Source organism: Georhizobium sp. MAB10 (genome assembly GCF_045012825.1).
GTDB classification, from domain to species: Bacteria; Pseudomonadota; Alphaproteobacteria; order Rhizobiales; family Rhizobiaceae; genus Georhizobium; species Georhizobium profundi.
In genome coordinates this window covers 1,681,585-1,706,721 of the sequence record NZ_CP118314.1, presented here as the reverse complement: position 1 = coordinate 1,706,721, position 25,137 = coordinate 1,681,585, and the positions used below count along the sequence as shown (strand labels likewise).

Annotated in this window: 26 protein-coding genes, 1 tRNA gene and 1 pseudogene; 17 read left to right on the top strand and 11 right to left on the bottom strand. The window is 62.0% G+C overall.

All coding sequences use genetic code 11. The annotated features are described in order from the left end of the window. Window positions 1-99 precede the first annotated feature (99 nt). From PU133_RS07850 to PU133_RS07790, 13 genes and pseudogenes are all read left to right on the top strand, one after another. Window positions 100-1,065 (top strand): PDR/VanB family oxidoreductase, encoded by a 966-nt coding sequence (locus PU133_RS07850; protein WP_404864180.1) that lies wholly within the window; start codon window positions 100-102, stop codon window positions 1,063-1,065. A gap of 10 nt (window positions 1,066-1,075) precedes the next feature. Continuing rightward, window positions 1,076-2,410, top strand: coding sequence for an aromatic ring-hydroxylating dioxygenase subunit alpha (locus PU133_RS07845; RefSeq protein ID WP_404864179.1), 1,335 nt, complete (start codon window positions 1,076-1,078; stop codon window positions 2,408-2,410). Next, window positions 2,407-2,889 carry an aromatic-ring-hydroxylating dioxygenase subunit beta gene (locus PU133_RS07840; RefSeq protein ID WP_404864178.1) on the top strand — a complete coding sequence of 161 codons (483 nt, stop codon included), beginning with the start codon at window positions 2,407-2,409 and terminating at the stop codon, window positions 2,887-2,889. The genes PU133_RS07845 and PU133_RS07840 overlap by 4 nt, the downstream gene beginning before the upstream one ends. An 8-nt stretch (window positions 2,890-2,897) precedes the next feature. After that, window positions 2,898-4,535 (top strand): AMP-binding protein, encoded by a 1,638-nt coding sequence (locus PU133_RS07835; RefSeq protein ID WP_404864177.1) that lies wholly within the window; start codon window positions 2,898-2,900, stop codon window positions 4,533-4,535. Then, entirely contained in the window at window positions 4,535-5,710 is a 1,176-nt protein-coding gene (locus tag PU133_RS07830; protein WP_404864176.1) for a thiolase family protein, read from the top strand. Before PU133_RS07835 ends, PU133_RS07830 begins: the two co-directional genes overlap by 1 nt. Beyond that, on the top strand, window positions 5,707-6,966 hold the full coding sequence (locus PU133_RS07825; protein ID WP_404864175.1) for an SDR family NAD(P)-dependent oxidoreductase: 1,260 nt from the start codon (window positions 5,707-5,709) through the stop codon (window positions 6,964-6,966). Before PU133_RS07830 ends, PU133_RS07825 begins: the two co-directional genes overlap by 4 nt. Beyond that, window positions 6,963-7,769: a cyclase family protein gene (locus PU133_RS07820; RefSeq protein WP_404864174.1), complete on the top strand. Its 807-nt coding sequence runs from the start codon at window positions 6,963-6,965 to the stop codon at window positions 7,767-7,769. Before PU133_RS07825 ends, PU133_RS07820 begins: the two co-directional genes overlap by 4 nt. After that, window positions 7,766-8,497: an SDR family NAD(P)-dependent oxidoreductase gene (locus tag PU133_RS07815; RefSeq protein WP_404864173.1), complete on the top strand. Its 732-nt coding sequence runs from the start codon at window positions 7,766-7,768 to the stop codon at window positions 8,495-8,497. The genes PU133_RS07820 and PU133_RS07815 overlap by 4 nt, the downstream gene beginning before the upstream one ends. Before the next feature lie 252 nt (window positions 8,498-8,749). Then, window positions 8,750-9,253, top strand: a complete 504-nt coding sequence (locus PU133_RS07810) for a molybdopterin-dependent oxidoreductase (protein WP_404864172.1) — start codon at window positions 8,750-8,752, stop codon at window positions 9,251-9,253. Window positions 9,254-9,336: 83 nt separating this feature from the next. Beyond that, window positions 9,337-10,599: pseudogene (locus PU133_RS07805) on the top strand (sensor histidine kinase); the annotation flags it as partial. Window positions 10,600-10,749: 150 nt separating this feature from the next. After that, window positions 10,750-11,445 (top strand): response regulator, encoded by a 696-nt coding sequence (locus PU133_RS07800; protein WP_404864477.1) that lies wholly within the window; start codon window positions 10,750-10,752, stop codon window positions 11,443-11,445. A gap of 5 nt (window positions 11,446-11,450) precedes the next feature. After that, window positions 11,451-12,503 carry an HD-GYP domain-containing protein gene (locus PU133_RS07795; protein WP_404864171.1) on the top strand — a complete coding sequence of 351 codons (1,053 nt, stop codon included), beginning with the start codon at window positions 11,451-11,453 and terminating at the stop codon, window positions 12,501-12,503. 134 nt (window positions 12,504-12,637) lie between these two features. After that, a complete protein-coding gene (locus PU133_RS07790) occupies window positions 12,638-13,477 on the top strand; it encodes a transglutaminase family protein (RefSeq protein WP_126009272.1) in 840 nt (279 codons plus the stop codon). A gap of 64 nt (window positions 13,478-13,541) precedes the next feature. On the opposite strand, the gene PU133_RS07785 is transcribed toward PU133_RS07790, so the two are convergent. Beyond that, window positions 13,542-14,468 carry an SDR family oxidoreductase gene (locus PU133_RS07785; protein ID WP_404864170.1) on the bottom strand — a complete coding sequence of 309 codons (927 nt, stop codon included), beginning with the start codon at window positions 14,466-14,468 and terminating at the stop codon, window positions 13,542-13,544. An 82-nt stretch (window positions 14,469-14,550) separates the two neighbouring features. Then, on the bottom strand, window positions 14,551-15,144 hold the full coding sequence (locus tag PU133_RS07780) for a class I SAM-dependent methyltransferase (protein WP_404864476.1): 594 nt from the start codon (window positions 15,142-15,144) through the stop codon (window positions 14,551-14,553). Between the two features lie 191 nt (window positions 15,145-15,335). On the opposite strand from PU133_RS07780, the gene PU133_RS07775 reads away from it, so the two are divergent. Together PU133_RS07775 and PU133_RS07770 are read left to right on the top strand one after the other, a co-directional pair. Beyond that, the gene (locus PU133_RS07775) at window positions 15,336-16,229 is read left to right on the top strand and encodes an AraC family transcriptional regulator N-terminal domain-containing protein (RefSeq protein ID WP_404864169.1); all 894 of its coding nucleotides are present in this window, start codon (window positions 15,336-15,338) and stop codon (window positions 16,227-16,229) included. A 72-nt stretch (window positions 16,230-16,301) separates the two neighbouring features. After that, on the top strand, window positions 16,302-16,550 hold the full coding sequence (locus tag PU133_RS07770; RefSeq protein ID WP_404864168.1) for a hypothetical protein: 249 nt from the start codon (window positions 16,302-16,304) through the stop codon (window positions 16,548-16,550). 88 nt (window positions 16,551-16,638) lie between these two features. Here the strand turns inward: PU133_RS07770 and PU133_RS07765 are convergent. Beyond that, window positions 16,639-16,714: transfer RNA gene (locus PU133_RS07765), tRNA-Ile, on the bottom strand. A 183-nt stretch (window positions 16,715-16,897) separates the two neighbouring features. On the opposite strand from PU133_RS07765, the gene PU133_RS07760 reads away from it, so the two are divergent. Beyond that, window positions 16,898-17,650 (top strand): SIMPL domain-containing protein, encoded by a 753-nt coding sequence (locus PU133_RS07760; RefSeq protein WP_404864167.1) that lies wholly within the window; start codon window positions 16,898-16,900, stop codon window positions 17,648-17,650. A 114-nt stretch (window positions 17,651-17,764) separates the two neighbouring features. On the opposite strand, the gene PU133_RS07755 is transcribed toward PU133_RS07760, so the two are convergent. The 7 genes from PU133_RS07755 to PU133_RS07725 all read right to left on the bottom strand — a co-directional run bounded on the left by PU133_RS07755 (window position 17,765) and on the right by PU133_RS07725 (window position 22,300). Beyond that, window positions 17,765-18,127, bottom strand: coding sequence for a hypothetical protein (locus PU133_RS07755; RefSeq protein ID WP_404864166.1), 363 nt, complete (start codon window positions 18,125-18,127; stop codon window positions 17,765-17,767). A gap of 139 nt (window positions 18,128-18,266) precedes the next feature. Continuing rightward, window positions 18,267-18,665 carry a nuclear transport factor 2 family protein gene (locus PU133_RS07750; protein ID WP_404864165.1) on the bottom strand — a complete coding sequence of 133 codons (399 nt, stop codon included), beginning with the start codon at window positions 18,663-18,665 and terminating at the stop codon, window positions 18,267-18,269. 10 nt (window positions 18,666-18,675) lie between these two features. Beyond that, the gene (locus PU133_RS07745; protein WP_404864164.1) at window positions 18,676-18,930 is read right to left on the bottom strand and encodes a hypothetical protein; all 255 of its coding nucleotides are present in this window, start codon (window positions 18,928-18,930) and stop codon (window positions 18,676-18,678) included. A 151-nt stretch (window positions 18,931-19,081) separates the two neighbouring features. Then, on the bottom strand, window positions 19,082-19,486 hold the full coding sequence (locus tag PU133_RS07740; protein ID WP_404864163.1) for a hypothetical protein: 405 nt from the start codon (window positions 19,484-19,486) through the stop codon (window positions 19,082-19,084). A gap of 126 nt (window positions 19,487-19,612) precedes the next feature. Then, window positions 19,613-20,035: a secondary thiamine-phosphate synthase enzyme YjbQ gene (locus tag PU133_RS07735; RefSeq protein WP_404864475.1), complete on the bottom strand. Its 423-nt coding sequence runs from the start codon at window positions 20,033-20,035 to the stop codon at window positions 19,613-19,615. 44 nt (window positions 20,036-20,079) lie between these two features. Next, a complete protein-coding gene (locus PU133_RS07730) occupies window positions 20,080-21,783 on the bottom strand; it encodes a diguanylate cyclase (protein ID WP_404864162.1) in 1,704 nt (567 codons plus the stop codon). Between the two features lie 88 nt (window positions 21,784-21,871). Beyond that, a complete protein-coding gene (locus PU133_RS07725) occupies window positions 21,872-22,300 on the bottom strand; it encodes a VOC family protein (RefSeq protein ID WP_404864161.1) in 429 nt (142 codons plus the stop codon). Window positions 22,301-22,365: 65 nt separating this feature from the next. Between PU133_RS07725 and PU133_RS07720 the strand changes: the two genes are divergently transcribed. Beyond that, window positions 22,366-22,971, top strand: a complete 606-nt coding sequence (locus tag PU133_RS07720; RefSeq protein ID WP_404864160.1) for a TetR/AcrR family transcriptional regulator — start codon at window positions 22,366-22,368, stop codon at window positions 22,969-22,971. 52 nt (window positions 22,972-23,023) lie between these two features. On the opposite strand, the gene rpoD is transcribed toward PU133_RS07720, so the two are convergent. After that, window positions 23,024-25,060 (bottom strand): RNA polymerase sigma factor RpoD, encoded by a 2,037-nt coding sequence (gene rpoD, locus PU133_RS07715; protein WP_404864159.1) that lies wholly within the window; start codon window positions 25,058-25,060, stop codon window positions 23,024-23,026. Window positions 25,061-25,137: the final 77 nt, after the last annotated feature.

Here is a 25,137-nt window from a genome sequence, read left to right as displayed (position 1 = left end):
GAAGGTTGACAGGTGAAAACATGATAATTCATATTCTTTCAGTCGACGCTGCGAGTGCCGCCGACGAGATGGCCGAAGCCGAAAGCGGAGGTACTGCGCATGTCGCAACTGCGGCTGAAAGTTTCTTCTGTTGAAGCGCTGACGGACAAGATCCGGGCGGTCACGCTGACATCCGCCGATGGCCGCAAGCTTCCCGGATACCAAGCCGGCGCTCATATCAAGATCACGCTCCCGACCGGTGGCGAGCGCCACTACTCGCTGATCAATTCCGATGCCGAGACAGACCCTTCCCACGGTACGGACAGCTATCGGCTCGGCATTCTGAAGGAAGCGGCCAGCAAGGGCGGCTCGCTGTTCATGCATGCGCTTGCGCCAGGCGACACGATCGACACATCGGCCCCAAAGAACGATTTCGCCCTCGCCTCGCATGACGGTCCGGCCATCCTGCTGGCCGGGGGGATCGGTGTCACGCCGATGATTTCGATGGCGGCCGAACTGCAGCGGTCGGGCCGACCGTTCGAATTCCACTATTCCGGCCGATCACGTCCGCTGATGGCATTTGTCGATGAGATCGAAGCGGCTTGCGGTGACGCACTGAAGGTCTATTGCGACGACGAGGCGGAACGCTGTCTCGACCTTACCGGTCTCATCGAACGAGCGCCGGCCGATGCCCATTTCTACGTCTGCGGGCCCCGCGGCATGATCGAAGCCGTACGCGAACGCGCGCTCGCCAAGGGGTTCGACAAGGAGCGCGTGCATTTCGAACTGTTCGACCAGCCGGAGGAGCAGGCCGGCGACCAGCCCTTCGAAGTTGAAGTGAAGTCGACCGGTGAAGTTTTCACCGTTGCACCCGGCCGGACGATCATCGAGGTTCTGGAAGAAGGCGGCGTCGATCTCGTCTATGACTGCCAGCGCGGCGATTGCGGCATCTGCCAGACCACCGTGCTCGAAGGTGTTCCGGACCACAGGGATGTCATTCTGACCGACGAGGAGCGGGCGGCCAACGACATGATGCAAATTTGCGTATCGCGCTCGAAGACCCCTCGCCTCGTGCTCGATCTCTAGGAGGAAGTTCATGAGCCGCCATGCCAATGACCGCTCCGCCATCGCCGCCCTGGTGCGTCCGACGGAAGTTCACCGTGACATCTACATCGACGAGGATGTGTTCCAGCTCGAGATGAAGCATCTCTTCGCCAATTGCTGGGTGTTCGTCGGCCATGACAGCCAGACACCGAACAAGGGCGATTACTTCACGACCGAGATCGGCACGCAGCCCGTCATCATGGTGCGCCATTCGGACGACGAGATCTACGTCCTGCACAATCGTTGTCCGCACAAGGGCACCAAGATCGCCATCGACCGCGCCGGCCACACCGGCAAGTTCTTCCGCTGCCCCTACCATGCATGGTCGTTCAAGACGAATGGCTGCCTGCTCGCGATACCGCTGCGCAAGGGCTACAAGGACACCGGGCTCGAAGAGAGCGAAAGTGTCAAGGGCATGGCGCCCGTCGGCGCCGTCAAGAACTACCGCGGCTTCGTCTTCGCCCGGCTTGCGCCGGAAGGCGTGTCGTTCGAGGATTTCTTCGGCTCATCCTTGAGCTCGATCGACAACATGGTCGACCGTTCACCGGCCGGGCGGCTCGAGGTGGCAGGCCCGCCTTTGCGCTACATGCACCGGTGCAACTGGAAGATGCTGGTCGAGAACCAGACGGACACCTGCCATCCCATGGTTGCCCACGAAAGCTCCGCCGGCACGGCGATCAAGCTGTGGGAAGAGATGGAAAAGCCCGAAGGCACGAAAAAGCCGATGGCCATGGAGGTCATCGCGCCATTCATGTCGTCCTACGAATTCTTCGAGAACATGGGCATCCGCACCTGGCCGAACGGGCACGGCCATACCGGTGTGCACCATTCGATCCACTCCGACTATTCCGCGATCCCCGGCTATTTCGAGCAGATGTGCGAAGCCTATGGCGAAGACCGCGCGCGGGAAATCCTGGGCGAAAACCGGCACAACACGGTCTATTTCCCAAACATCATGATCAAGGGCCCGATCCAGCAGCTCAGGCTCTTCAAGCCGATCTCGGCGAACAAGACGCTGGTGGAAAGCTATATCTACCGGCTCGTCGATGCGCCCGACATGCTCCTCCAGCGCACGGCCATGTACAACCGACTGATCAACGCCCCCACCTCGATGGTCGGCCACGACGATCTGGAAATGTACGAGCGCGCGCAGGAGGGGCTGCATTCGGACGGTCTCGAATGGGTCAATGTCCAGCGTCTCTATCAGCCGGGCGAGAGCTTCGAACAGGAGGCAATCGAGAACGGCACCACCGAGCGCCAGATGCGCAATCAGTTCGACGCCTGGACGAAGTACATGACGATGACGATGGACGAGGCCGCCCGATGAGTGCGCCAAGCAAGGACGATCTCATCGATTTCATCTACGAAGAAGCCCGAATGCTCGACGATGGGCGGTTCGACGAGTGGCTGGACCTCTGGACGCCCGACGGCATCTACTGGATGCCGCTCGAATACAACCAGCAGGACGAAAACCTCGTCACGTCGCTGCTGCATGAGGATTTCTTCATGATCAAGCTGCGGGTCGAACGCTTCAAGGGCGAGCGCACCTTCTCGCAGAAGCCGAAGACACGTTGCCACCATGTCATCCAGCGTCCCTTCGTCGACAGACTGGACGTCGACGCCGGCGAATTCGTGACCCACACGGCGTTTCACTATGTCGAGACGCGGCTGGATGACCAGACTCTTCTGGCCGCGAATGCCCGGCACGATCTGGTGCTGGTGGACGGCAAGCTGAAGATCAAGCGCAAGCGCGTCGATCTGCTGAATTCCGACGCCGCCTTCGGCAACATCCAGATGTTTCTGTAGAAAACGCCATGATCGAGATCGCGCCGCACGCCACAGTCTTCACCGCACTCCGGTCTGCTGCAGAACGCTGGCCCGACCGCCCCTTCCTGAACGTGCTCGAAGAGACGGCCCGCATCTACGGCATCGATGCGCGTGAATGGACCTACGCCGAAGCTCTGCGTGAAGTCGAATGCCTGCGCGATGCCTATGCCGCTGCCGGCTATACGGCAGGTGGTCGCGTCATGCTTCTTATGGAGAACCGACCGGCCTTCTTCCTTCACTGGTTCGCGTTGAATGCGCTGGGTCTGTCGGTCGTGCCGGTCAATCCGGACCTTCAATCGTCCGAACTCCAATACATGGCTGGACACGCAGAGCCGGTTCTGGCCGTCGCCATTCCCGCGCGTATTGCCGATCTTGAAAAGGCATCTTTAGCGTCAGGAGTCGGCTTTCCGGTCATCGCTCCGGACGCCACGCCGCCTGAACTTTCAGCGGAGCTGGCCAGGCGGATCGTCGCGCCAACAGGTGATCCGCTTACGCTTGAAGCTGCCATGCTTTATACGTCCGGCACGACCGGCAAGCCGAAAGGCTGCGTGCTCTCCAACCTTTATTTCCTCGCCGCCGGCCGCTGGTACGCCGAAGCCAGCGGGCTTTGCACGCTGCGCGAAGACGGCGAGCGGATGATCACGCCCCTGCCGATCTTTCACATGAACGCGATGGCCTATTCGCTGATGGCGATGATCGCCGTCGGCGGCTGCCTGACGGCGCTCGATCGTTTCCATCCGAAAAGCTGGTGGCAGAGCGTACGTCAGTCTCGCGCGACCTGCCTCCACTATCTTGGCGTCATGCCCTCCATCCTCATGAAGGCCGAACCGGCTGATACCGACCGCGATCACGATATCCGCTTCGGCTTCGGCGCCGGCATCGATCCCAAGCTGCAAGGCTTGTTCGAAGATCGTTTCGGCATCCCGCTTGTCGAAGCCTGGGCCATGACGGAGACCGGCGCCGGTGCCGTGATCGCTGCCAACATCGAGCCGCGCAAGCGCGGAACGAGCTGCCTCGGCCAGCCGCGCGGCGGCGTCGAGGCGCGCATCGTCACCGACGCGGGCAATGACGCTGCAGGCAACGAACCGGGCGAACTCCTGGTCCGGCACGCCGGCGACGATCCGCGCTACGGCTTTTTCTCCGAGTACTATAAGAATCCGGAAGCGACGGCCGAAGCGTGGGCGGATGGCTGGTTCCACACGGGCGACATCGTTCGGCGTGACGAAGATGGCGACTTCTTCTTCGTCGATCGCAAGAAAAACGTTATCCGTCGATCCGGCGAAAACATCGCCGCCGTGGAGGTGGAATCGATCCTGATGCAGCACCCGGATATCAAGGCAGCAGCGGTGGCCGCCGCACCGGACGATATCCGCGGGGACGAGGTCTTTGCCTGTCTGGTCGTTGACGGCGATCGCACGGATGCAAAGGCACGTGCCATCGTCGCCTGGTGTCTGGAGCGTGTCGCCTATTACAAAGTGCCCGGCTACATTGCTTTCCTCGATGCCCTGCCGCTGACGGCAACGCAAAAGATCCAGCGCGGCGAGTTGAAGACGCTCGTGCCGCAGCTCATGACGGATCCGGCAACGGTCGACACGCGGTCCATGAAAAAGCGGCAGGCTGCCTGATGGCGCGTTCGCGGCAAGCCTATGATGGCGTGGTGCTCGCCGCTCCAACCACGATTCCATATCAACGCTTCTCGACCGACACGGCCCATTGGTGGATCGCCCGCGCGCTTGCGGAATGCCTGAAGACCGCAGGCATACGGCCTGCCGAACTCGATGGTTTCGCCGTGTCGAGCTTCAGCCTTTTTCCCGATACCGCGGTCGGACTGACCCAGCATCTTGGGCTCACGCCACGGTGGCTCGACCACATCCCCATGGGTGGCGCCAGCGGGATCGCGGCCCTTCGGCGTGCAGCGCGCGCCGTGCAAGCGGGTGACGTCGATGTGGTCGCCTGTGTTGCCGGCGACACGAACCAGGTCGACAGTTTCCGCCGCATGCTCTCGAGCTTCTCGCGCTTTGCGCAGGATGCCTCCTACCCATACGGCGCCGGCGGCCCCAACGCGTCCTTCGCTTTGCTGACCGACCACTACATGCAGAAGTTTGGCGCGACGCGCGACGATTTCGGCCGCATCTGCGTGGCGCAGCGCGACAATGCGCTGAAGAACCCGCATGCGGTGATGAAGGCGCCACTGACGCTGGACCAGTATCTTTCGGCTCGAATGATTTCCGACCCAATCGCCCTCTTCGATTGCGTGATGCCTGTCGCAGGCTCGGAAGCATTCCTCGTGATGCGCGAAGACCATGCCCGCACTGCCGGTCTGCCTCACGCGCATATCCGCTCGACCATCGAACGGCACAATGCTTATCCCGAGGATGCCATCCAGATGCGTGGCGGCTGGGCGATGGACATCGGTGAACTTTACGCCATGGCGGATGCCAAACCTAGCGATATCGATCTTCTGCAGACCTATGACGACTATCCCGTGATCTCGATGATACAGTTCGAGGATCTGGGTTTTTGCGCAAAGGGGGAAGGCCCCGAATTCGTGCGCGGCAAGGATCTCACCATCGGCGGCGACTTTCCGCACAACACCTCCGGCGGCCAGCTCTCGGCCGGCCAGGCGGGCGCGGCCGGCGGCTATATCGGTCTCGTCGAAGCAATCCGACAGGTCACCGGCACGGCCGGCCCGACGCAGGTGGCCGGCGCGAAAACCGCGATGGTCTCTGGTTTCGGCATGATCAATTACGACCGCGGCGTCTGCTCCAATGCCGCGATCATCTCGGGAGCGGGTGCATGACCGATCCGCTCTCGCCGCCACCAAAGAAAGACCCGCAAAAGCGCACGCGCGTTCCGGCGCTGCCATCCGGCATGCGCAGCCGTGCCGCGCTCTTGCTGGCGGTCGCGGCCGCGGAAGGCCGGTTCATGCTGCAGGGCTGCGAAGCCTGCGGCGCGCTGCAGTATCCGCCGCGCGATGCCTGCTCGACGTGCCTTTCCGTCGACCTCAAATGGCGCGACGTCGAACCGACCGGCCAGCTGATCGCGGAGACGACGGTTCGAACGTCGACCAGTGTCTATTTCCGTGAGCGGACGCCATGGCGCGTCGGCTCGGTGAAACTCGATGCAGGGCCATCGGTGATGGCGCATGTGCACGGTGATGTCGCGCGCGAAGCGGCCGTGCGGCTCATCAATCGCCTCGACAAATCGGGCCAAGGCGTCTTCTTCGCTCTGCCCGTGGATGGGAGTGCCAACATGGCGGACGATCCTCAACTGCGCGAACTGACCGCCGATCCGAAATTCCGCCGTGTGCTCATCACCGATGCGCGCAACGAAAACTCGGTGGCGCTCGCCAAGGCGTTTGCGGATGCGGGCGCCACGACCATCTTCGTCGGCGAGCCGGAAGGCTGGCGGCCCTACCCGCATCGTGCTGCACTTGCGGCCATCGCCAATGTCGCGATCGTTCCGCTCGATGTCACCGACACGCAATCCGTGACCGAGCTTGCCGGCGAGATCGGCGGCAAGACCGACATCCTCGTCAACAATGCGCGCTTCATCCGCCCGGGCGGGATCATGGACCGCGGCGACACCGTCTTCGCCCGCGACGAATTCGAGACCAACGTGCTCGGCCTGATGCGGCTGGCACAAGCCTTCGGCCCCGCCATGCGGAACCGGAGCGCCGACGGCGTCAACAGCGCTGCCGCCTGGGTCAACATCTTGTCCGTGTATGCCTACGCCAACATGCCGGCCTATGGTGTGTTCTCGGCGTCCAACGCCGCTGCGCTGTCGCTGTCTCAATGCCTGCGGGCGGAGATGGCGCCGGGTGGCGTGCGCGTCCTCAACGTCTATACCGGCCCCACCGAGGACGAATGGCACCAGCCACTGCCGCCCCCCAAGGTCGCGCCATCCGCGCTTGCGCGATCCGTCGTGGCAGGCCTGAAGGACGGGCTGGAGGACGTCTATGTCGGCGACGTCGCCAAGGATCTGATCGAGCGCTGGCGCCAGGGTCCGAAGCTACTGGAGCGCGAGATGATCGCCGAAGCGGGAGAAGGCCGATGAACGCGGTCGATACCACAAGCGTCGATCTGCTGGCGCAGATGGCGGGCGCCATCGCCTCCGGCAGCATCGAGGTGGTGGATCTCACCCACACGCTCGACCAGGACTTTCCGGTGATCGTTCTGCCACCGGAATTCGGCCAATGCGCCCGCTTCCGCATGGAGGAAATCTCCGCCTACGACCATCGCGGGCCCGCCTGGAAGTGGCACAATATCAGCCTGTGCGAGCATACCGGCACACATTTCGACGCGCCGTCGCACTGGATTTCCGGCCGCGATATCCCGAACGGCAATGTCGACGAAATCCCGGTCGATCGCTTCGTCGGTCCGGTCTGCGTGATCGATTGCTCGGCGGGCGCGCGTGAGAACGAAGACTTCGAGCTGACGCCCGAGATCATTCTCGATTGGGAAAAGTCCCATGGCCCCATCCCGGCCGATTCGTGGGTGCTGATGCGCACGGACTGGTCGAAACGGCGCGGTGCCGATTATCTCAACATGCGCGATGACGGTCCCCATTCGCCTGGCCCGACACCCGACGCGATCAGGCTTCTGGTCGATGAGCGTGGCATCCGCGGCTTCGGCACGGAGACAGTCGGCACGGATGCCGGCCAGGGCATACACTACACCCCGCCCTACCCCGCGCATTTCATCCTGCATGGCGCGGGCCGCTATGGGCTGCAGTGCCTCAACAATCTCGACCGCCTGCCGCCGACCGGCGCGGTGATCGTGGCGACCCCGCTCAAAATCAAAAAGGGCACGGGCAGCCCGCTGCGCGTCATCGCGCTCGTTCCAGGAAAAGCTGCATGAGCAAGCCTCAGTTCACGGCCGTCATCACCGGCGGCAACAAGGGCATCGGCGCAGATCTTGCCGACCGCCTCCTTGAACAGGGCTACACTGTGGTTTCCGTCGCACGCCGCGCGCCGGAAAAATCGCATGACCGGCTGTTTTCGGTGGAAGCCGATCTGCTTGATGCGGAAGCGGTGAAACAGGCTGCCGCGATGATCGCGAAGGATCACCAGATCACACATCTCATCCACAATGCCGGCCTGATCTGGCCGAACCTGATCGAGGATGCGAAGCCGGAGGACATCACCGGTCTCGCGCAGCTTCATCTGGGATCAGCGCTGACCCTGCTTCAGGCGTTTTTGCCGGCAATGAAGGAACAGCACTTCGGCCGCGTGATGTTCAATGCTTCGCGCGCCGCGCTCGGCGCACCCACGCGCACGGCCTACAGCGCCTCCAAGGCCGGCATGATCGGCATGGCGCGCACCTGGGCGCTGGAATTGGCCAAACACGGCATCACGGTCAACGTCGTCGCACCGGGCCCCATCCTGACCGACAATTTCTGGGGCATCATCCCCAAGGACAGCGACCGCGAGGCGGAACTTGCCACGAAGATCCCCGTCGGCCGCCTCGGCACGGTGGAGGATGTGACCAATGCATTTCTCTTCTTCTGCGATCCGAAATCGAGCTTCGTGACCGGCCAGACACTCTATGTCTGCGGCGGCGCCAGCGTCGGTGGTTCGATCCTTTAAACGACCGCCACTGAAACGCATCGCTTTGTTGCACTTCATTTGAGGCGAGCGTTGTCCGAAAACGCTGACGATCCCCACATTTTTAGGCATCGCCTTAAGGTGTTTTAGATACGCCTGTTGTACGTTGACGTTGGATCGACCGGCCACATCGTGCCGGCGGCATCAGGCCATTCGGTCCACGCCGTTGAATACGGCATGCCGGTCTCATCCCCCACATCCGTTTGCCCTTGAAGGCAACCCATAGGTGTCATCATGCGAGCCAAAGTTCTCGCCAGCGCCGCTGCACTTGCAATGCTTTTCTGCCAGCCAGCCCTGGCACTCGATGCCCCGACTGACCCCGTCATCCTCACCATCACCGGCGCCATCACCGACACCAACAGCGATGGCGCTGCCGTTTTCGACCTCCCCATGCTGCAGGACCTGCCCGGCCGCACCGGAACCATGGAAACTCCGTGGACCGAGGGCGAGACCGCTTTTGATGGCCCGCTTCTGCGTGCCCTTCTTGAGGAAGTCGGCGCGCACGGGAAGACGCTTCGGGTCACCGCGCTCAACGACTACTCCGCGGAAGTGCCCGTATCCGATGCAACGGACTACGAGACCATTCTCGCGCTTGCGATGAACGGCAAGCCGATGTCGATTCGCGACAAGGGCCCGCTGTTCATGGTCTACCCGTTCGACCTCAACCCTGAGCTCTATAACGAAAAGTACTTCTCCCGCTCGGTCTGGCAAATCAAGGCGATCGAGGTCATCGAGTGACACCAGCGCTGCGCCACAGCCGAAGGGCCATCAAGCGCGCCGGCAGGGAGACGACCTTTCTCGTCATCCTGTCGGCGGTGTTGATGGCCGTTCTCGTGGCGACATTCGGCTATCTCTACGCCCGCCAGAACGCGCTGCAGGACGGCATTCGCGAAGACGCGCTCTGGGCCGTCTATCAGCTCGATCGCGAAGCGCGCACGCTTGCCCACGCCATGAGCGCGGCCCAGTCCCAATGGCCAGTGGAAGCATCGAGGATCGCGGAGCTCTCTCTGCGCTACGACATCCTCTATTCGCGCCTGTCGATCCTGAACAACGCAAAATACGAAACGTCGCTTGCATCGAGCGCCGGCTTTGTCGGAAGCCGTGCTTCGATCCGAGACAGGGTCCTCGGTCTTGAACCGTTCTTCAACGGCATGGCTTCATCGGCGCCCCTCGATCGCGAGGAGTTCGCCGTTGCCACGTCCGACCTCTTGGCTCTTATTCCCATCACCGAGCGCATGTTGACGGACACGAACACCTCCGTTTCCGCGGTGCGCGCGGATGCCCGTGCCGAGGTCATGCGCATCCAGCAGGCGACCGCACTTCTGGTTCTGATCATTGCTGTCTCCATCGCTCTGCTCATCCTCAATCTGATGCGCCAGCTGAAACTGACCCGCCGCACCACCGGCCAGCTGGAAGAGGCCGCTAACGAAATTTCAAAGGCCTACGATGCGGCAGAGGCCGGCAACCGGGCGAAATCGGAATTCATGGCAGTGATGGGCCATGAGATCCGCACGCCCTTGAACGCTATCCTCGGCATGACGGAGCTGCTGGCCCATGCCGATCTGCCGGAAGAAGATCGCCGTGGCGTGAAGGTCATCGCGAGTTCCGGCCAGGCGCTTCTGGAGATCATCAACGAGATCCTCGACTTCGCGAAGATCGAGCATGGCGACCTCGTGCTCGATACGGTTGCCTTCGAGCCACAGAAGCTCGCCGAAGACGCTATGGAGGTCGTCGCCGGTCGTGCCGCCAATCAGGGCGATCGCCTGGAACTGGAGATATCAGGCTCCCTGCGAGGTCTTGCCGTGCTTTCGGATCCGACGCGCATCCGCCGGGTGCTTTTGAATTTGCTTTCGAACGCTGTGAAGTTCACCCAGAACGGAGATGTACGGCTGCACGTTTCGCTGCCCGCACCGAACCGCATTCGTTTCGAAATCGCCGATACCGGCATCGGCATATCGGCCGAAGCGCTCCCGCGCCTGTTCAACCCCTTCACTCAGGAAGACGGCACGATCAGTCGTCGTTTCGGCGGAACGGGTCTGGGGCTCGCGATCTGCAAAAAGACGATCGAGGCCATGGGCGGGGATATCGGTGTGCAAAGCACCGCGGGGTCCGGAAGCGTCTTCTGGTTCGAGGTGCCGGTCGAAACGGTGCAGGCACCGCTGACCGACACCGCATCGATCGACCCAAGCGCCGCATTGCCGGTGCGAGACATCCTCGTTGTCGAAGACAATGCCGTGAACCGCGATGTCGCGCAGCGTTTCCTGAAGAAGCTTGGCCAGCGGGTCACCATGGCGATCGATGGGCTGGAAGGTGTCTCCCAGGCGAAGGCGGGCGATTTCGACCTCATTCTCATGGACATGCAGATGCCCGTGATGGATGGCCTCGCTGCTACCCGGGAGATCCGCGCGCGGGAACGTGAAACTGGCAAGCGCGCGTGCATCGTCGCCATGACCGCCAACGCCTCCGACACCGACCGCGCGCTTTGCATGGAAGCCGGAATGGACGCCTTCGTCGCCAAGCCGATCACACTCGCCCGGCTGGCCGAAATCGTGCGTGGCCCTGAAGCGTTCGTACAGCCCCCGATGAGCGGCGAAACACGTAGCGATCATCCGGTCATCGATAGGGAACGCCGCCTCGAACTGACGGAAGCCTTTGGCGCCGACGGCCTGAAGGAGCTCGACGATAGCTTCTTCTCCGATGCTGCTGGGATTCTTCGGGCGTTCCATGCGGCCTTGAGCGCCGGCGACGCCGCATCCGCCGACAGGGCGCTTCATTCGCTGAAAGGAGCCTCCGCGAATTTGGGGTTCGTCGATTTCTCCACTTTTACCGAGAGAGCACGCAGCGACACCTTGAGGGCCGATCTCGGGACAGAAATCGAAAAGCGCTTGGCCACCATCCGCGAAGCAGGGGAGCAGGCGCACGCCGCCTGAGCACGATGAAGACGAGCGTTCTGATCGTGGAAGACAACCGAACGAACCTGATGATGATGGAGCGTCTTGTCCTGCAGGTGCCGGACTGCGTGGCCCTGACCTTCATGGATCCCGTCGAGCTCCATGTTGGACTGGCTGGCGTGTCCTACGACATCGCGCTCGTCGACTACCAGATGCCGGGAATGAACGGCATCGATCTTTTGAAGGCGCTGCGCGCCGCCCCCTCCTATCGCGACCAGCCGCTGGTAATGATTACGGCCGATCAGGAAAAGGCGATCCGCATCGAAGCTCTCCAGGCGGGCGCGGTCGAATTTCTGCACAAGCCGATCGATCCGGTCGAGTTCAAGGCAAGGCTGGCGAACATCGTCCGGCTAAGCATTGTCCAGCGCCAGCTTGCGGATCGCGCAGCATGGCTTCGTTCGGAAATCGAAAAAGCCACGGCCGAGCTTCGCGAACGTGAAGAGGAGATCGTCCACCGGCTCGCCCTGGCTGCAGGTTACAAGGACCGCGAAACCTCCGAGCACACGGTGCGCATGGCGCGCTATTGCCGCCTGGTCGCAGAAGGCCTCGGTCTCGACGACGAGCTCTGCCGGGACATCGAGCTGGCCGCGCCGATGCACGATATCGGCAAGGTCGGAATTCGCGATGCGGTGCTGCTGAAGCCCGGCGCACTTGATGCCGAAGAGCGCGCTCACATGAATGAGCACACCGCCATCGGCGCCGCTATTCTGGCAAATTCCAAGTGTCGGCTGATGAAACTGGCTGCGGAAATAGCCGAAGCCCATCATGAACGCTGGAACGGCACCGGCTATCCCCACGGCCTTGCCGGCGATGCGATCCCGCTTTCAGGCCGCATTGCCGCCGTCGCCGATGTGTTCGACGCGCTGACGACCGAACGGCCCTACAAGTCGGCATGGACCATCGACCAGGCCTTCGACTATCTGGATCAAAAAGCCGGTGTGGAATTCGACGCAGCCTGCGTTGCTGCCCTTAAATCCGCGAGGGACCGGATCGCTGCTCCACCTCGCGACGAGGCCAATTTGAAGCCGGCCGCTTGAAACAGTTCCAGGTGAACGGGTACCTATCTCGCCTGGAAACGCCTGAGACGGTATTGCAAAACGCCCCTGCCCCGCTTGGCACTGCAGGCGGCGCGTCATAGGGTCGGCCTTCCTCCAACAAGGCATTCGACTCAATGGCGACGAAGTTCATTCTCGGCTGCGACCTTTCCTATGAAATCCAGTCCGAGGCCGTATTCATTTTCAACTTCGAGGTCGCCAGGCTCGCCCGACATCTGGATGTCAGCGAGACGCTCACGATCTCGGCGGGCGAGAACCGGCGGACCTACATCGATCCGACCTCGCTCAACCGCTTTCTCAGCATCACGGCACAACCCGGCCCGCTGAATGTCCGCTACCGGGCCGAAGTGACCCTCGACCCCTATTGCACGGATCCGGCCACGATCGAGGAGACGCCGCTCGGCGAGCTACCGCTGGAGATCATGCCGTTCCTGCTCCCCACGCGCTTCGTTTCGTCCGACAGGCTGGCCGCTTTCGCCAATCGCGAATTCGGCCACATGATGCGCGGCCACAGCCTCGTGACCGCGATTTGCAACTGGATCTACGAGAACATCGATTACGAGCGTGGATCATCCGATTCGCAAACCACGGCAGATGAAAGCCTCATCCTGCGCGCCGGTGTGTGCCGCGACTTCGCGCATCTCGGCATCGCCTTTTGCCGCGCGCTGAACATCCCCGCCCGCTTCGTCAGTTGCTATGCGCACGGTCTCCACCCATCCGACTTCCATGCCGTCTTCGAAGCCTATCTCGACGGACGCTGGTGGCTCTTCGATGCCACGCGCCAGGCCCATCTCGATGGGCTCGTGAGGATCGGCGTCGGCCGCGATGCCGCCGAGGTGGCCTTTGCAACGCCTTTCGGCGAGGTCGAGCCCGGCCCGGTCACCATCATGATCGAACGAACCGACGGCATCGCAGACCCGGACCTGCGGACCTCCGATGCGGTGAGCACCGAATAGATCCACAGACGCGCCATCGGATACCTGCCCTTGCACGGTATCCGATGGGATCACTGCGCTGCCGCTAGAGCACTTCGCCAAACCTGACATTCGTCATGTCTTCCGACACGTCCCAGAGTCTGCGCGCAACCTGTTCGTCCGAGGCCTGCGGGATCGGCTTGGCGACGGCCGGATAGCCACGCGTCTCGCTCAGCCGGTGCGGTCCATAATAGCCGCCGGGCTGCGCATCGGGAGCCGCCGCCGCGTAGAGTGTCGGAAGCGCGCCTTGTGCCGCGGGCTGGAACAGGAACCACAGAAAGCTCCGGGCAAAACGGTTGAAGCTGAAGCGACCCGACGCATTGTGCAGGAGATCCGTCCGCGAGACGCCGGGATGCGCGGCAATGCTGGTGATGCCCCAGTTTTCGGCGTTGCTGCGCCGCTGAAGCTCGTATGCAAACATCAGGCAGGCGAGCTTCGACTGGGTGTAGATCGGCATTGGCGTGTAGGAGCGCTCGGCATTGAGGTTCGAGAAGTCGATCGTACCTTGTCTCGCGGCAATGCTCGACAGGTTGACGACACGCGCCTTGTCCCCCCTGGCAAGCAGCGGCATCAAGTGTGCCGTAAGCGCGAAATGGCCGAGGTAATTCGTCCCGATCTGCAATTCGAAACCGTCTTCCGTCATCTGCCGTCTCGGCGGCACCATGACGCCGGCATTGTTGATCAGCACATCCAGATTGCTTCTTGTACGCCTCATGCGCTGGCCGAAGGCGGTGATGGAGGCGAGGCTGGCGAGATCGAGCAGCTCGAAGCTGATGGTTGCACCAGCGACCGCTGCGCGGATCGAATTCAGTGCCTGCTGCCCTTTCGTGGCATTGCGGCCGGCAAGGATGACGTCGCCCCCTGCGCGCGCCAGTGCCAGGCCGCATTCATATCCAAGGCCACCGGTGCCGGTGATGACGAAGCTCCGTCCGGCCTGCGAGGGCATATCGGCGGCAGTCCAATTCGTTTTCATGATCGTGCTTTCCAGGTTTTTGACGCAACGCGGCCTCGGCGGTGGGCTCCACCGCCGAACGCTCTGCTTGAAGATGCGATGATCAGTTCGAAGAGGGTGACTTCGACTGTCTGCGGATGCGGTAGACCGCAGCGGGCGGCAGATTGCGCCAGGTGCCACCCACCCGCTCGGCCTCAAGGCCCAAGCGATCCAGGATCGGTGCGCTGACCGGACATTGCGGGCCGTAGGTGAACTGGTAGAACGCGCCAGATGGGCGCAGATAGGCAAAGACTCCCGACAGGATCGACATCACGGCGCGTGGCGTCATCGACAACAGCCCGAGGCCGCTGATCACCGCGCCTGCCTCACCGCGCGCCAGGATCTGCATAGCCTTGAGTTTGGTCGCATCGCCATGCACGATCGTCGCTTGCGGAAAGCGCATGCGAAGCAGAACGGCAAATTCTTCGTCGAACTCGACGAGCCTCAAATCTCTTTCCGCGATGCCGCGATCGACCAAAGCCTGGGTGAAAACGCCGGTGCCGGGTCCAAGCTCCAGGATCGGGGCGTCCTCTATCGCGATGTTCTCCGTCATCAGCCGCGCCAGCGAAGGACCGGATGGGGCGACGGCAGCCACGCGCAAGGGGTCCTGAAGCCAGGAACGAAAGAAGCGCGCGCCGTCCGACGATGCACAGGGCATGCGGTCTTGTTCGTGGAGCCGAGGCGACATGGGGAACCCTTGAGTTGATCATGTGAGACGACTATGGCGGGCACCGCTTCAATGTTCGCGCTTGAACCCACAAAAAACTTGCCTGATCCTCCAAGCCACTTTCGTCCCGATGAAGCTTTCTCTACGCTTCGAAGATCACAGCCCGACGAGGACGGAAGCGCATGGCAGACCTGACGCAAACAGTGGCGCGCTATGTTGCGGCGAATGAAGGACCGGATGCGGTGTCTGCAACGCCGATCCAGGGCGTCAGCATCATGTGCAGCACGCAGGAGCGTATGCCCTTCCGCCACATCTACAAGCCTTCCTTGTGCGTCGTGGTCCAGGGGGCAAAGAAGATCGAGCTCGAAGACCAGACCTTCGACTATGCGGCGGGCACAGCGCTTGTCGTCAGCGTCGAATTGCCGGGCTATGGAAGCGTGGTCCAGGCGTCCAGGGCCGAACCATTTCTCGGTATGACCATCGAGTTCGACATCGGCCTCATGCGCGACGTTCTGGAACAGATGGCCAAGCCGCCTCGGCCGGCCGGAGAGCGTCTCGGCGTCTTCGTCGAGCAACTTTCAGAGCCGGTGAAAGACTGCATCGACCGCCTCGTGCGGCTGTTCGACAGCCCGGAAGCCGTCCCGGTGCTTTACCCGTCGATCATGAGGGAGCTTTACTACTGGCTGCTGACCGGCCCGAACGGTCGTGAGATCTGCAAGATCGCCCACGGCGACAGCCACACGCAGCGCATCGCCGACGCGATCTACCTGATGCGGCAGCATATTGCGCGTCCACTCAGCATCGAGGACATGGCGAGCGCCGCCCGCATGGGCGTGTCCTCGTTTCACCAGCACTTCAAGATGCTGACGAGCATGACCCCCCTCCAGTACCACAAGCAGCTGCGGCTGCTCGAGGCGCGCCGGCTGATGGTCGCCGAAGCCGCCAATGTCACGAGCGCCGCCTTCCATGTCGGGTACGAAAGTCCATCGCAGTTCAGTCGGGAATATGCCCGCCTCTTCGGGCAAGCCCCGAAGCGCGACGCCATGGCCCTCAAATCGCTCGGCGCGACTTTGTAGCAGGTTCAGCTTGCAGTTGCCCGACCCCGGTGACAGTGTCCGCCAGCGAATCCGCCCAGCTCAGAGAGCCCTGTGCCCGATAAAACCCTCTTCATCGTCCAGCAGTTTGAAAAGCAGGGCAAAAAGCTCGTCCAAGGCCGACAGATGGAGCTGCCCTCCGCCGAACAGGCCATCGCGCGCGCCGACCGCGACGCCGGCCGCTTCGCCGGCGTCATCGCCGTGGCGCAGACCGTCGACACGGAAACCGGCGAAGTCCTCGACGACCCGGTCATCCTCGCCCACCACGGCGAACTGCCGGCAGGCATGATCGGGGAAGATTGAGGGCGCAGCGCCACAGGCCGTTGCTCAAACCCAGGCGGATCAGCATTCGCTACAATACATCTAAGTCATTGATTTCATGCAGATATTTTGGTGGGCCCGGAGGGACTCGAACCCCCAACCAAGCGGTTATGAGCCGCCGGCTCTAACCATTGAGCTACAGGCCCCACCTTCGGGCGCTCCGCCCGGTTCATGGTGTAAAGCACACTCGGCGTAGCGCAGACAAGTGTGGATGAAGAAGCGCGAAGCGGCGCCGCAACCAGACGCCGCAATTGTCCCACAATCCGCGATCAACACTGGCGCCTCATGCGGCGCGCCGTTCGGCGCAAACGATCAATCGAGGAGCCCCAATGATCGCCAAAATGAACGTCCTTGCCATCGCCTCTGCCCTTGCGATCGTGGCAGCTCAGCCGGCCTTCGCGCAAAACGCGACGAATGACGACGAGAAGCGTCCGGCGACGATTTCCGTCATGGGCGAAGGCGAAGCGGCAATTGCGCCCGACATGGCCATCGTCACCTTGACCGTCGTGCGCGAAGCAGAAACGGCCCGTGAGGCGCTCACGGCCAGCAACCAGGCAATGGACGAAGTGCTGGCCGCCATGCGCACGGCCGAGATCGCCGATCGCGACCTGCAGACCTCAAACTTCGCCATCCAGCCGCAATATGTCTATCCGGACGGTGACAGCCAGCCGCAGCAGCCGCGGATCACGGGATATGAGGCATCCAATACGCTGACCGTCCGCCTGCGCGACCTGGAAAAGCTGGGCGGCCTTCTCGACGAGGCGGTGACGCTCGGCGTCAACCAGGGCGGCAACATCGTCTTCACCAATGACGATCCGAGCGCGACCTTGAACGAGGCGCGCCGCGATGCCGTCGGCGATGCACGCGAACGCGCCGAGATCCTGGCCGAAGCGGCAGGTGTCGAACTGGGCCGCATCCTGTCGATCGACGAGCAGACGATGATGCCCCAGCCGATCCCCATGGCGCGCATGGAAGCCCGCAGTTTCGACGCAGCGGCTGCCGTGCCGGTCGCGACCGGTGAGAACGCCTATCGGATCACCGTGACGATGCGCTTCGAGATCGAGGAAGGCACGGCCGAATAAGTCGGTCGCCTCTCGCTCGACAAGAGTGAATCGAAACTCCCCGCCGGCGGCTCGCCAGCGGGGATTTTTCATGCAGCATGCAATGTGCGGCAGCGCTTGGCGGTAGCCGCTCGCTTATCGGTATCCGATGACCGGGCAGCCGCGCTGATTGGCAAACACGACCCGAACCTGCTGGCCGCGCTGAAAGCCGGCGACGGCGACGCGGCGCGGCGCATTGCGCACCACATGGGCGCGGCGGATGCCCATGCTCTGGGCCTTGCCGAGCGCATGGCGCGGGTCGCAGAAATTCGGAGCGAAATGCCGCCCGCCATGGCGCGGACCGTGGTGATAGCGCGGCGCATGGCCATTACCGAAGCGAAGCTCGATCGACTGAGCAGCCGCCTGGCCACTTGCCGATGCGGTCGCTGCAAGGGTGCCCACGCCGCCGGCAACAAGGGCAGCGCTGAGCACGACGGCTTTGATCATTTTCTTGAACATGATTGTCTCTCCACTAGGAAATCTTTGACCGAAGATCGCCGTCCCATGCGACCGAAGGTGAGATTAGGTGGAGGAGTGTGAACCGTGCCGGAACCGCGCATTCATCCCGCATTCATGGGCAACGCGATGCTTCTTTGCATTATTTGAGCGCAGCAGCCAGCGCCTGCTGATCAAAAAATCGCGTGAAGCGCACGATCTTCGCGCCGTCGATCTCGAAAAACAGGCCGGCCGACACCGAAAACGGCTGGCCACCGGCCTTCGTCCATCCATCGAGCGTTCGCTCATAGGTGCCTCGAAGCGTTGCCTCCACCGCGATGCGATCGCCGGCCTGCGATGAAAGCAGGACCCGATCGGCAAAGCGTTCGTTCAAGGCCGAGGCGCGTTCGACAAGTGCGTCCCGGACAGCGCTTGCGCCAACGATCCGGTGTCCATGGCCATCGTCATAGACAGCGTCTTCGTCAAGCAAAGCCGAAAGGGCGTTGCCATCAACCGCTTCCAGAGCGTCGAGAAATTCGGTGACGATCTTTGCACTGTCCATGCGGGCGTCCTCAGCAGGCTACAGTGGCATTGGTGACAGGATCGACGCAGATCGTAGCCGATCCCCGGCGTGTCTGCACATTGGTGCCGCTTGGTCCGACAGCGGCCGTCGCACTGCGGCTCTCGACCGCGATCCGGCCGTCGCTGACCGATGCGCCGGCGACGCCCCCCGAGACAAAGCCGCTGCAGCCCGACAGGGCAAGCGACGCAATCAAAGCGACACCTACTTGGACGCCAGCCCTGAGGCCGTGACAGTTGATACGCATCGTCGATCTCCCCAGTCGATTTGTTGTGAACTTAGTTCAAAGGTGCGGCGGTTGAAAAGAAAATGCCCGGCAGAGCCGGGCATGAGTTTAAGCTGGCAGCTTGGTTGTTTGTCTCTTCCCCAATGAGGAAACGCTGCCAATGCGTGTCGCTTTACTGTGCCGGTGCGGGGGCCGGGGCAGCAGGCGCTTCCGGAGCAGCCGGAGCTTCCGGTGCAGCGGGAGCTTCAGGTGCGGCAGGTGCCTCAGGCGCTGCCGGTGCGGCGTCCGGTGCAGTGTCTGTGGCAGCCGGTGCAGTAGTGCCCGTGTCGGCAGGTGCAGTCACGTCCACATCAACGCCGGCTCCGTCGCCGCCCCCGGAATTCATGTAGAAAAACGCTGCAATGGCAACCGCCACGACGAGAAGACCAGCGATGAACCAGCTGGCGCCGCCGCCGCTTCCACCATTGTTGCTGACAACGGTTTCGCGCGTCGTGTGCGTGTGAAGTGGATCGGCCGGACGCGTCGGGTCTGCGGGACGTGCCGGATCGGTGTAGCGAGGATCTCTGTTATCGACCATTTGATGGCCTCCATTATCGTTTGTCCGTCGCGAAATGAACGCGGATCATGGGGTAACGTTCCCGTGAAAGCACGAATTCGCTAATTCAGGGACCGCGAATGGCGGTTTGGCCCCTCGCAAGTAAAGTCACGAGGCCAAATGGAGCACGATTTCGCGGGAATGGGGCCGGTCGCGGTGTTCGAAGAGATAAAGGCCTTGCCAGGTCCCCAGCAGGAGCCGCCCCGTCGCGACGGGGATGGAGAGCGACACCGCCGTCAACGCAGCCTTGATGTGCGCCGGCATGTCGTCGACGCCTTCGGAGCGGTGAACGATGAAGCCCATGGACGGGTCATCCGCGGGCGGCACCAGCCGACGGAAGAAGGCATTGAGGTCCCGCCGCACGTCTGGATCGGCGTTCTCCTGGACGAGCAGGGAGCAGGATGTGTGGCGCACGAATACCGTCAGCAGCCCGGGACCTGACGCCTGAGCGGCGGCAACGAAGGCACGGGCCCTGTCGGTGAATTCGTAGAGCCCCTGCCCCTTGGTCTGAAGCGTGATCAGTTCCTGCATCGCCATGACGCCATTCTAGGCGGGCAATGCGGGCTGCGAAAGCCTCAGGCGGTCAGGAGCATGAGCGACTCGGTGCGCTCGGCGACACAGAGCCGGTTGCGGCCTTCCTTCTTGGCCCGATAGAGCGCGTCGTCGGCGAGTGCCACCAGATCGGTAAAGTCGAAGCCGTTCTCCGGGAACATCGCCATGCCGACAGAGATCGTGACATTCGGCAATGCCCGCTCTTCGTGCGAGAGTTGCAGTTCGGAGACGCTCGCGATGATCCGCTCGAAGCGTGATTGCGCGTTTTCGGGCGAAACCCCGCGCATCATCACGAGGAACTCTTCGCCGCCATACCGGAAGAGCCAGTCGCCGGAGCGGAGATTTTCCTGCAGATGATCGACGACGCTCGAGAGCGCCACGTCGCCTGCCAGATGGCCGTTCAGATCGTTGAACCGCTTGAAGTGATCGATATCCAGCATCGCAATGGCGACGTTCTGGCCGAGGCGACGGGCCTGCGCGATTTCCTTCTCCGCCACCATGTCGAGATAGCGTCGGTTGAAGGCATTGGTCAGCGGGTCGCGAATGGATTGTTCGTTCAACGTCTCGCGCAGGCGGATGTTGGAGAGCGTCAGGCCCAGTTGGTGGACAAGCATGTTGGCCAACCGGATCGTCTCAGGTGCAATCTGATTACCGTTTTCCGGCACCTTGAGCGCCAATAGGCCGATCGCTTCTCCGTGAGCGAGCAGAGGCAGGCACAACGTGTCGTGCGCGTCATGATGGTGCCGGCACGACGGTGCAGAGCCGGCCTGTTCATGATGGTGCACCATGCCGCGGCGCAGCGCCCAGCACTCCTGCGGATCGATGACCTCATCCGGAGTGCCCTCGCCCCAATGGACCAGGACGGTCAGCTGATTGCGTGACGCCGCATAGATATAGAGCCCGCCGGAAAGCGCAGGGAACAGCCGCTGCATGAAAGGCCCGGCCAGATCGGCCACTTCCGACATCGTGTTGCAGCTTTGAAGAAAGCTTCCAGCTTCGTTGAGAAGCTTGATTTCCGATCGTTCCACGGTGAGCCGCGAAACTGTATCGTTCAATGAATTCGCATAGCTCTCGATCTGCTTGGCAGCTTCGTGCTTGTTGAGCACCGCGCGCCGCGTGCTCCACCAGATGGTGGCAAACAGGCCCACGACAGCAGCCATGAGCACGGCAAAGGAGATGAAAGCAACGATACGCGCTGCTTCATAGCGCGCTTCGCGTTCCCTCAGCTCCTGGTTCTCCAACTGCTGCAATTCACCGATGAGCAGCCGCAGCCGATCCATCATGAACTTGCCGCGGTTTTGCGCGACCAGCGCGTTGGAAGCGTCGCTGCCCTGTTCCCCATGCACCTGGATCGTGCTGGCGAGTTCGTCGAGCTTTTGGTCGACAAGCCGGTTCATTTCGAGGAAGCGGCGTCGATAGTCTTCCGTCTGGGCGAGCGTCTCATCAAGCACCCGCATCTTTTGGCGCAGTTCCACCTCCGCCTGGTGATAGGGCGCAAGATATAGCTGTTCGGACGTCAGCAGATAACCACGCTGGCCAGTTTCGGCACTCAACAGGTCTGCCTTGATGCCAATCAATGTCTCGCGCACTTCCAGCGACTGGCGCACCCATTGGCTTGCCAGGAATAGCTGATTGACACTTGTGTGGAGAAACCAGCTGTTGATGCCCAAAAGCACGAGCGGTATCGCGACCGCCAAAATCCGATTTCGACGTCCAGAATGTGTCATGAAGCACCCCAGCAGCACTGGGGTGATCAGGCGCTCGGTCTGGTGAATTTTCCGTAACGATGCTGTAGCAAATGCTAACACTCAGGCTTCATGATGCGGCTGATCCGGGCGCGTAGGCATCGGTAAATTCCGCCGCTGGCGCGATAGGCTTGATGACGTCGATCAAGACGCCATTCGGATCCGCCGTGATGAAATGACGCTGGCCGAAGGCTTCGTCACGGAGCGGGAGCAGCATGGGGAGGCCGGCTCCTTGAAGCCGCTCCCACTCCGCATCGACATCATCGACTTCGAAGTTCAGAAGCAGACCCGATGCCGATCCGCCCCGCGCGCTCTGCGGGATGGTGTCATGATTGCGATCGAGGACGGCGAGATTGATATCCGGTTGCTCGGGCATCGTCAGATGCACGTACCAATCGCTCGTGAACGCCGGCTCGAAACCGAAATGGGTTTGATAGAACGCGGCGGTCTTGGCCACTTGGTCGGTCATGATGACGGGGTAATAGCTGTTGATCTGCATGGTCTTCCCCTCAGAGATAAAAACATACATACTGATTGCATGTTATTAACATACAGGCTGTATGCATGCAAGCGAAGCGTCCGCGGATCAGCAATGAAGACAGAAGCCAGGCGATGCGCCGGGCCTTACTTGAAGCCGGCAGAGCTCTTTTCGTGGCTAAATCCTACACGGAGACCTCGACACCTGACATCGTCGCGGCGGCCGGAGTGACGCGCGGAGCGCTCTATCACCACTTCGAAGACAAGAAAGCGCTCTTCCAGGCAGTGGTGGAGGCAGAGGCTGAGGCAGTGGCACGCTCTATCGACGAGGTCAGCGATGGCGAACTCACGGCCATCGGCGCTCTCATCAAGGGCGGTGAAGCTTTCGTCACGGCCATGACCGAACCGGGCCGCACGCGGCTGCTGCTTCTCGATGGTCCCGCCGTGCTGGGACCAGCCGCAATGCGGGCAATCGACGAACGACACGCGCGCAAGCAGCTGCGCGAGGGCATTGAGGCGGCCATTGCATCAGGCGCGCTCCCCGCTCTTCCGGCTGGCGCCCTGACAGCCCAGCTATCGGCTGCCTTCGACGCAGCTGCGCTCGGCATCGAGATGGGCGATGCCATCGCCGACCACCGCGCCGCCTTGCACGGCCTGATCGAAGGCCTCGCCGGCAGCCCGGCGGAGCGATGAACAAAAAAAGGGACGCCCGAGGACGTCCCTTTCACATTAGAATGGTGTTGTATCAGCTGTCGAGGAAGCTGCGCAGCTTGCGCGACCGGCTCGGATGCTTGAGCTTGCGCAGTGCCTTCGCCTCGATCTGGCGAATGCGTTCGCGCGTCACCGAGAACTGCTGGCCAACTTCTTCCAGCGTGTGATCGGTGTTCATGCCGATGCCGAAGCGCATGCGCAGCACGCGCTCTTCGCGCGGCGTCAGCGAGGCGAGAACGCGCGTGGTGGTTTCACGCAAGTTCGCCTGGATCGCAGCGTCGATCGGCAGGATCGCATTCTTGTCCTCGATGAAATCCCCGAGGTGCGAATCTTCCTCGTCGCCGACCGGCGTTTCGAGCGAGATCGGCTCCTTGGCGATCTTGAGGACCTTGCGGACCTTCTCGAGCGGCATCGCAAGCTTTTCAGCCAGTTCTTCCGGGGTCGGTTCGCGGCCGATTTCGTGCAGCATCTGGCGCGATGTCCGGACGATTTTGTTGATCGTCTCGATCATGTGCACCGGAATACGGATCGTGCGCGCCTGGTCGGCGATCGAGCGGGTGATCGCCTGCCGGATCCACCACGTGGCGTAGGTGGAGAACTTGTAACCGCGGCGGTACTCGAACTTGTCCACGGCCTTCATCAGGCCGATATTGCCTTCCTGGATGAGATCCAGGAACTGCAGGCCGCGGTTCGTGTACTTCTTGGCGATCGAGATCACGAGACGGAGGTTGGCTTCTACCATCTCCTTCTTGGCGATGCGCGCTTCGCGCTCGCCCTTCTGCACCATGTTCACGATGCGGCGGAACTCGGTGATCGAAATACCGGTCTCGGTGGCGAGATTCTGGATTTCGCCGCGGAGATCCTTGATCGCGCCATTCTCGCTCTTGGCGAACTCCTTCCAGCCCTTGGCCGAAAGGTTGGCGATCGACTTCATCCAGTTCGGGTCGAGCTCGGCGCCGCGATATTCCTCAAGGAAGGACTCGCGCTTGACGCCATAGCTCTCGGCCAGACGCAGCAAGCGGCCTTCATTCTGCATGAGGCGCTTGTTGATGTCGTAGAGCTGCTCGACGAGGCTGTCGATGCGGTTCTGGTTGAGCGCCAGCGACTTCACAGCCGTGATCAGCTCTTCCTTCAGCTTCTTGTAGCTGCGCTCCTGGCTGGGCGACAGCGTGGCCGAAGCGGCGAGGCGCGCTTCCACCTGCTGGTCCTGCAGCTTGCGCAGCTTCTTGTAGGTCTCGGCAATGAGATCGAAAGTTGCCATGACCTGCGGGCGCAGCTCGGCTTCCATCGCGGCGAGCGAGAGGTTCGACTCGTCTTCGTCATCCTCTTCCTCTTCGCCAGGAAGGCCCTCGCCACCGACATTGGTGACGTCGTCGCTCGCAGCACGCTCGCGGCGCACCTTTTCCTTTTCCTCGGCAGCCTTACGGTCCGCCTCGATCTTCTCGGCGCTCTGGAACTGCGGAGCAGCCTTCGCCTCCGGACCGGAATAGGTGGTTTCGAGATCGATGATCTCGCGCAGGAGCGTCGAACCTTCGTTCAACTGGTCGCGCCAGATGATGATGGCCTGGAACGTGAGCGGGCTTTCGCAAAGCCCTGCGATCATCGTCTCGCGGCCAGCCTCGATGCGCTTGGCAATCGCGATTTCGCCTTCGCGCGACAGAAGCTCGACCGAGCCCATCTCGCGCAGATACATGCGCACCGGATCATCGGTACGGTCGGTCGGCTCTTTCTTCTTGGCCGTGGCGAGCGCGGTGCCGCTGCTCGTGGCAATCTCGTTGCCATCGCTCTCTTCGTCGGCGCTATCGTCCGGCTTCTCTTCCTGCTCTTCCTCGTCCTCGACCACATTGATGCCCATGTCTGAAAGCATGGACATGGTGTCTTCGATTTGCTCGGACGTAACTTCTTCGGAAGGCAGGACGGCGTTGAGCTCGTCCATAGTGACATAGCCGCGCTTCTTGGCGGCCTTGATCATCTTCTTGACGGCGTCATCGGAAAGATCGAGAAGCGGACCATCGCCGGAACCCTCGCGTTCGACTTCGGCTTCCTCGTTTTCCTTAACTTTTGTGGCCATATGGTCTGATCACTTTCCTTCGACGCCGATGGAGCGAGGCGCACATTCCGAAGCCAAATCGGCTGCGGCGCGCCGGC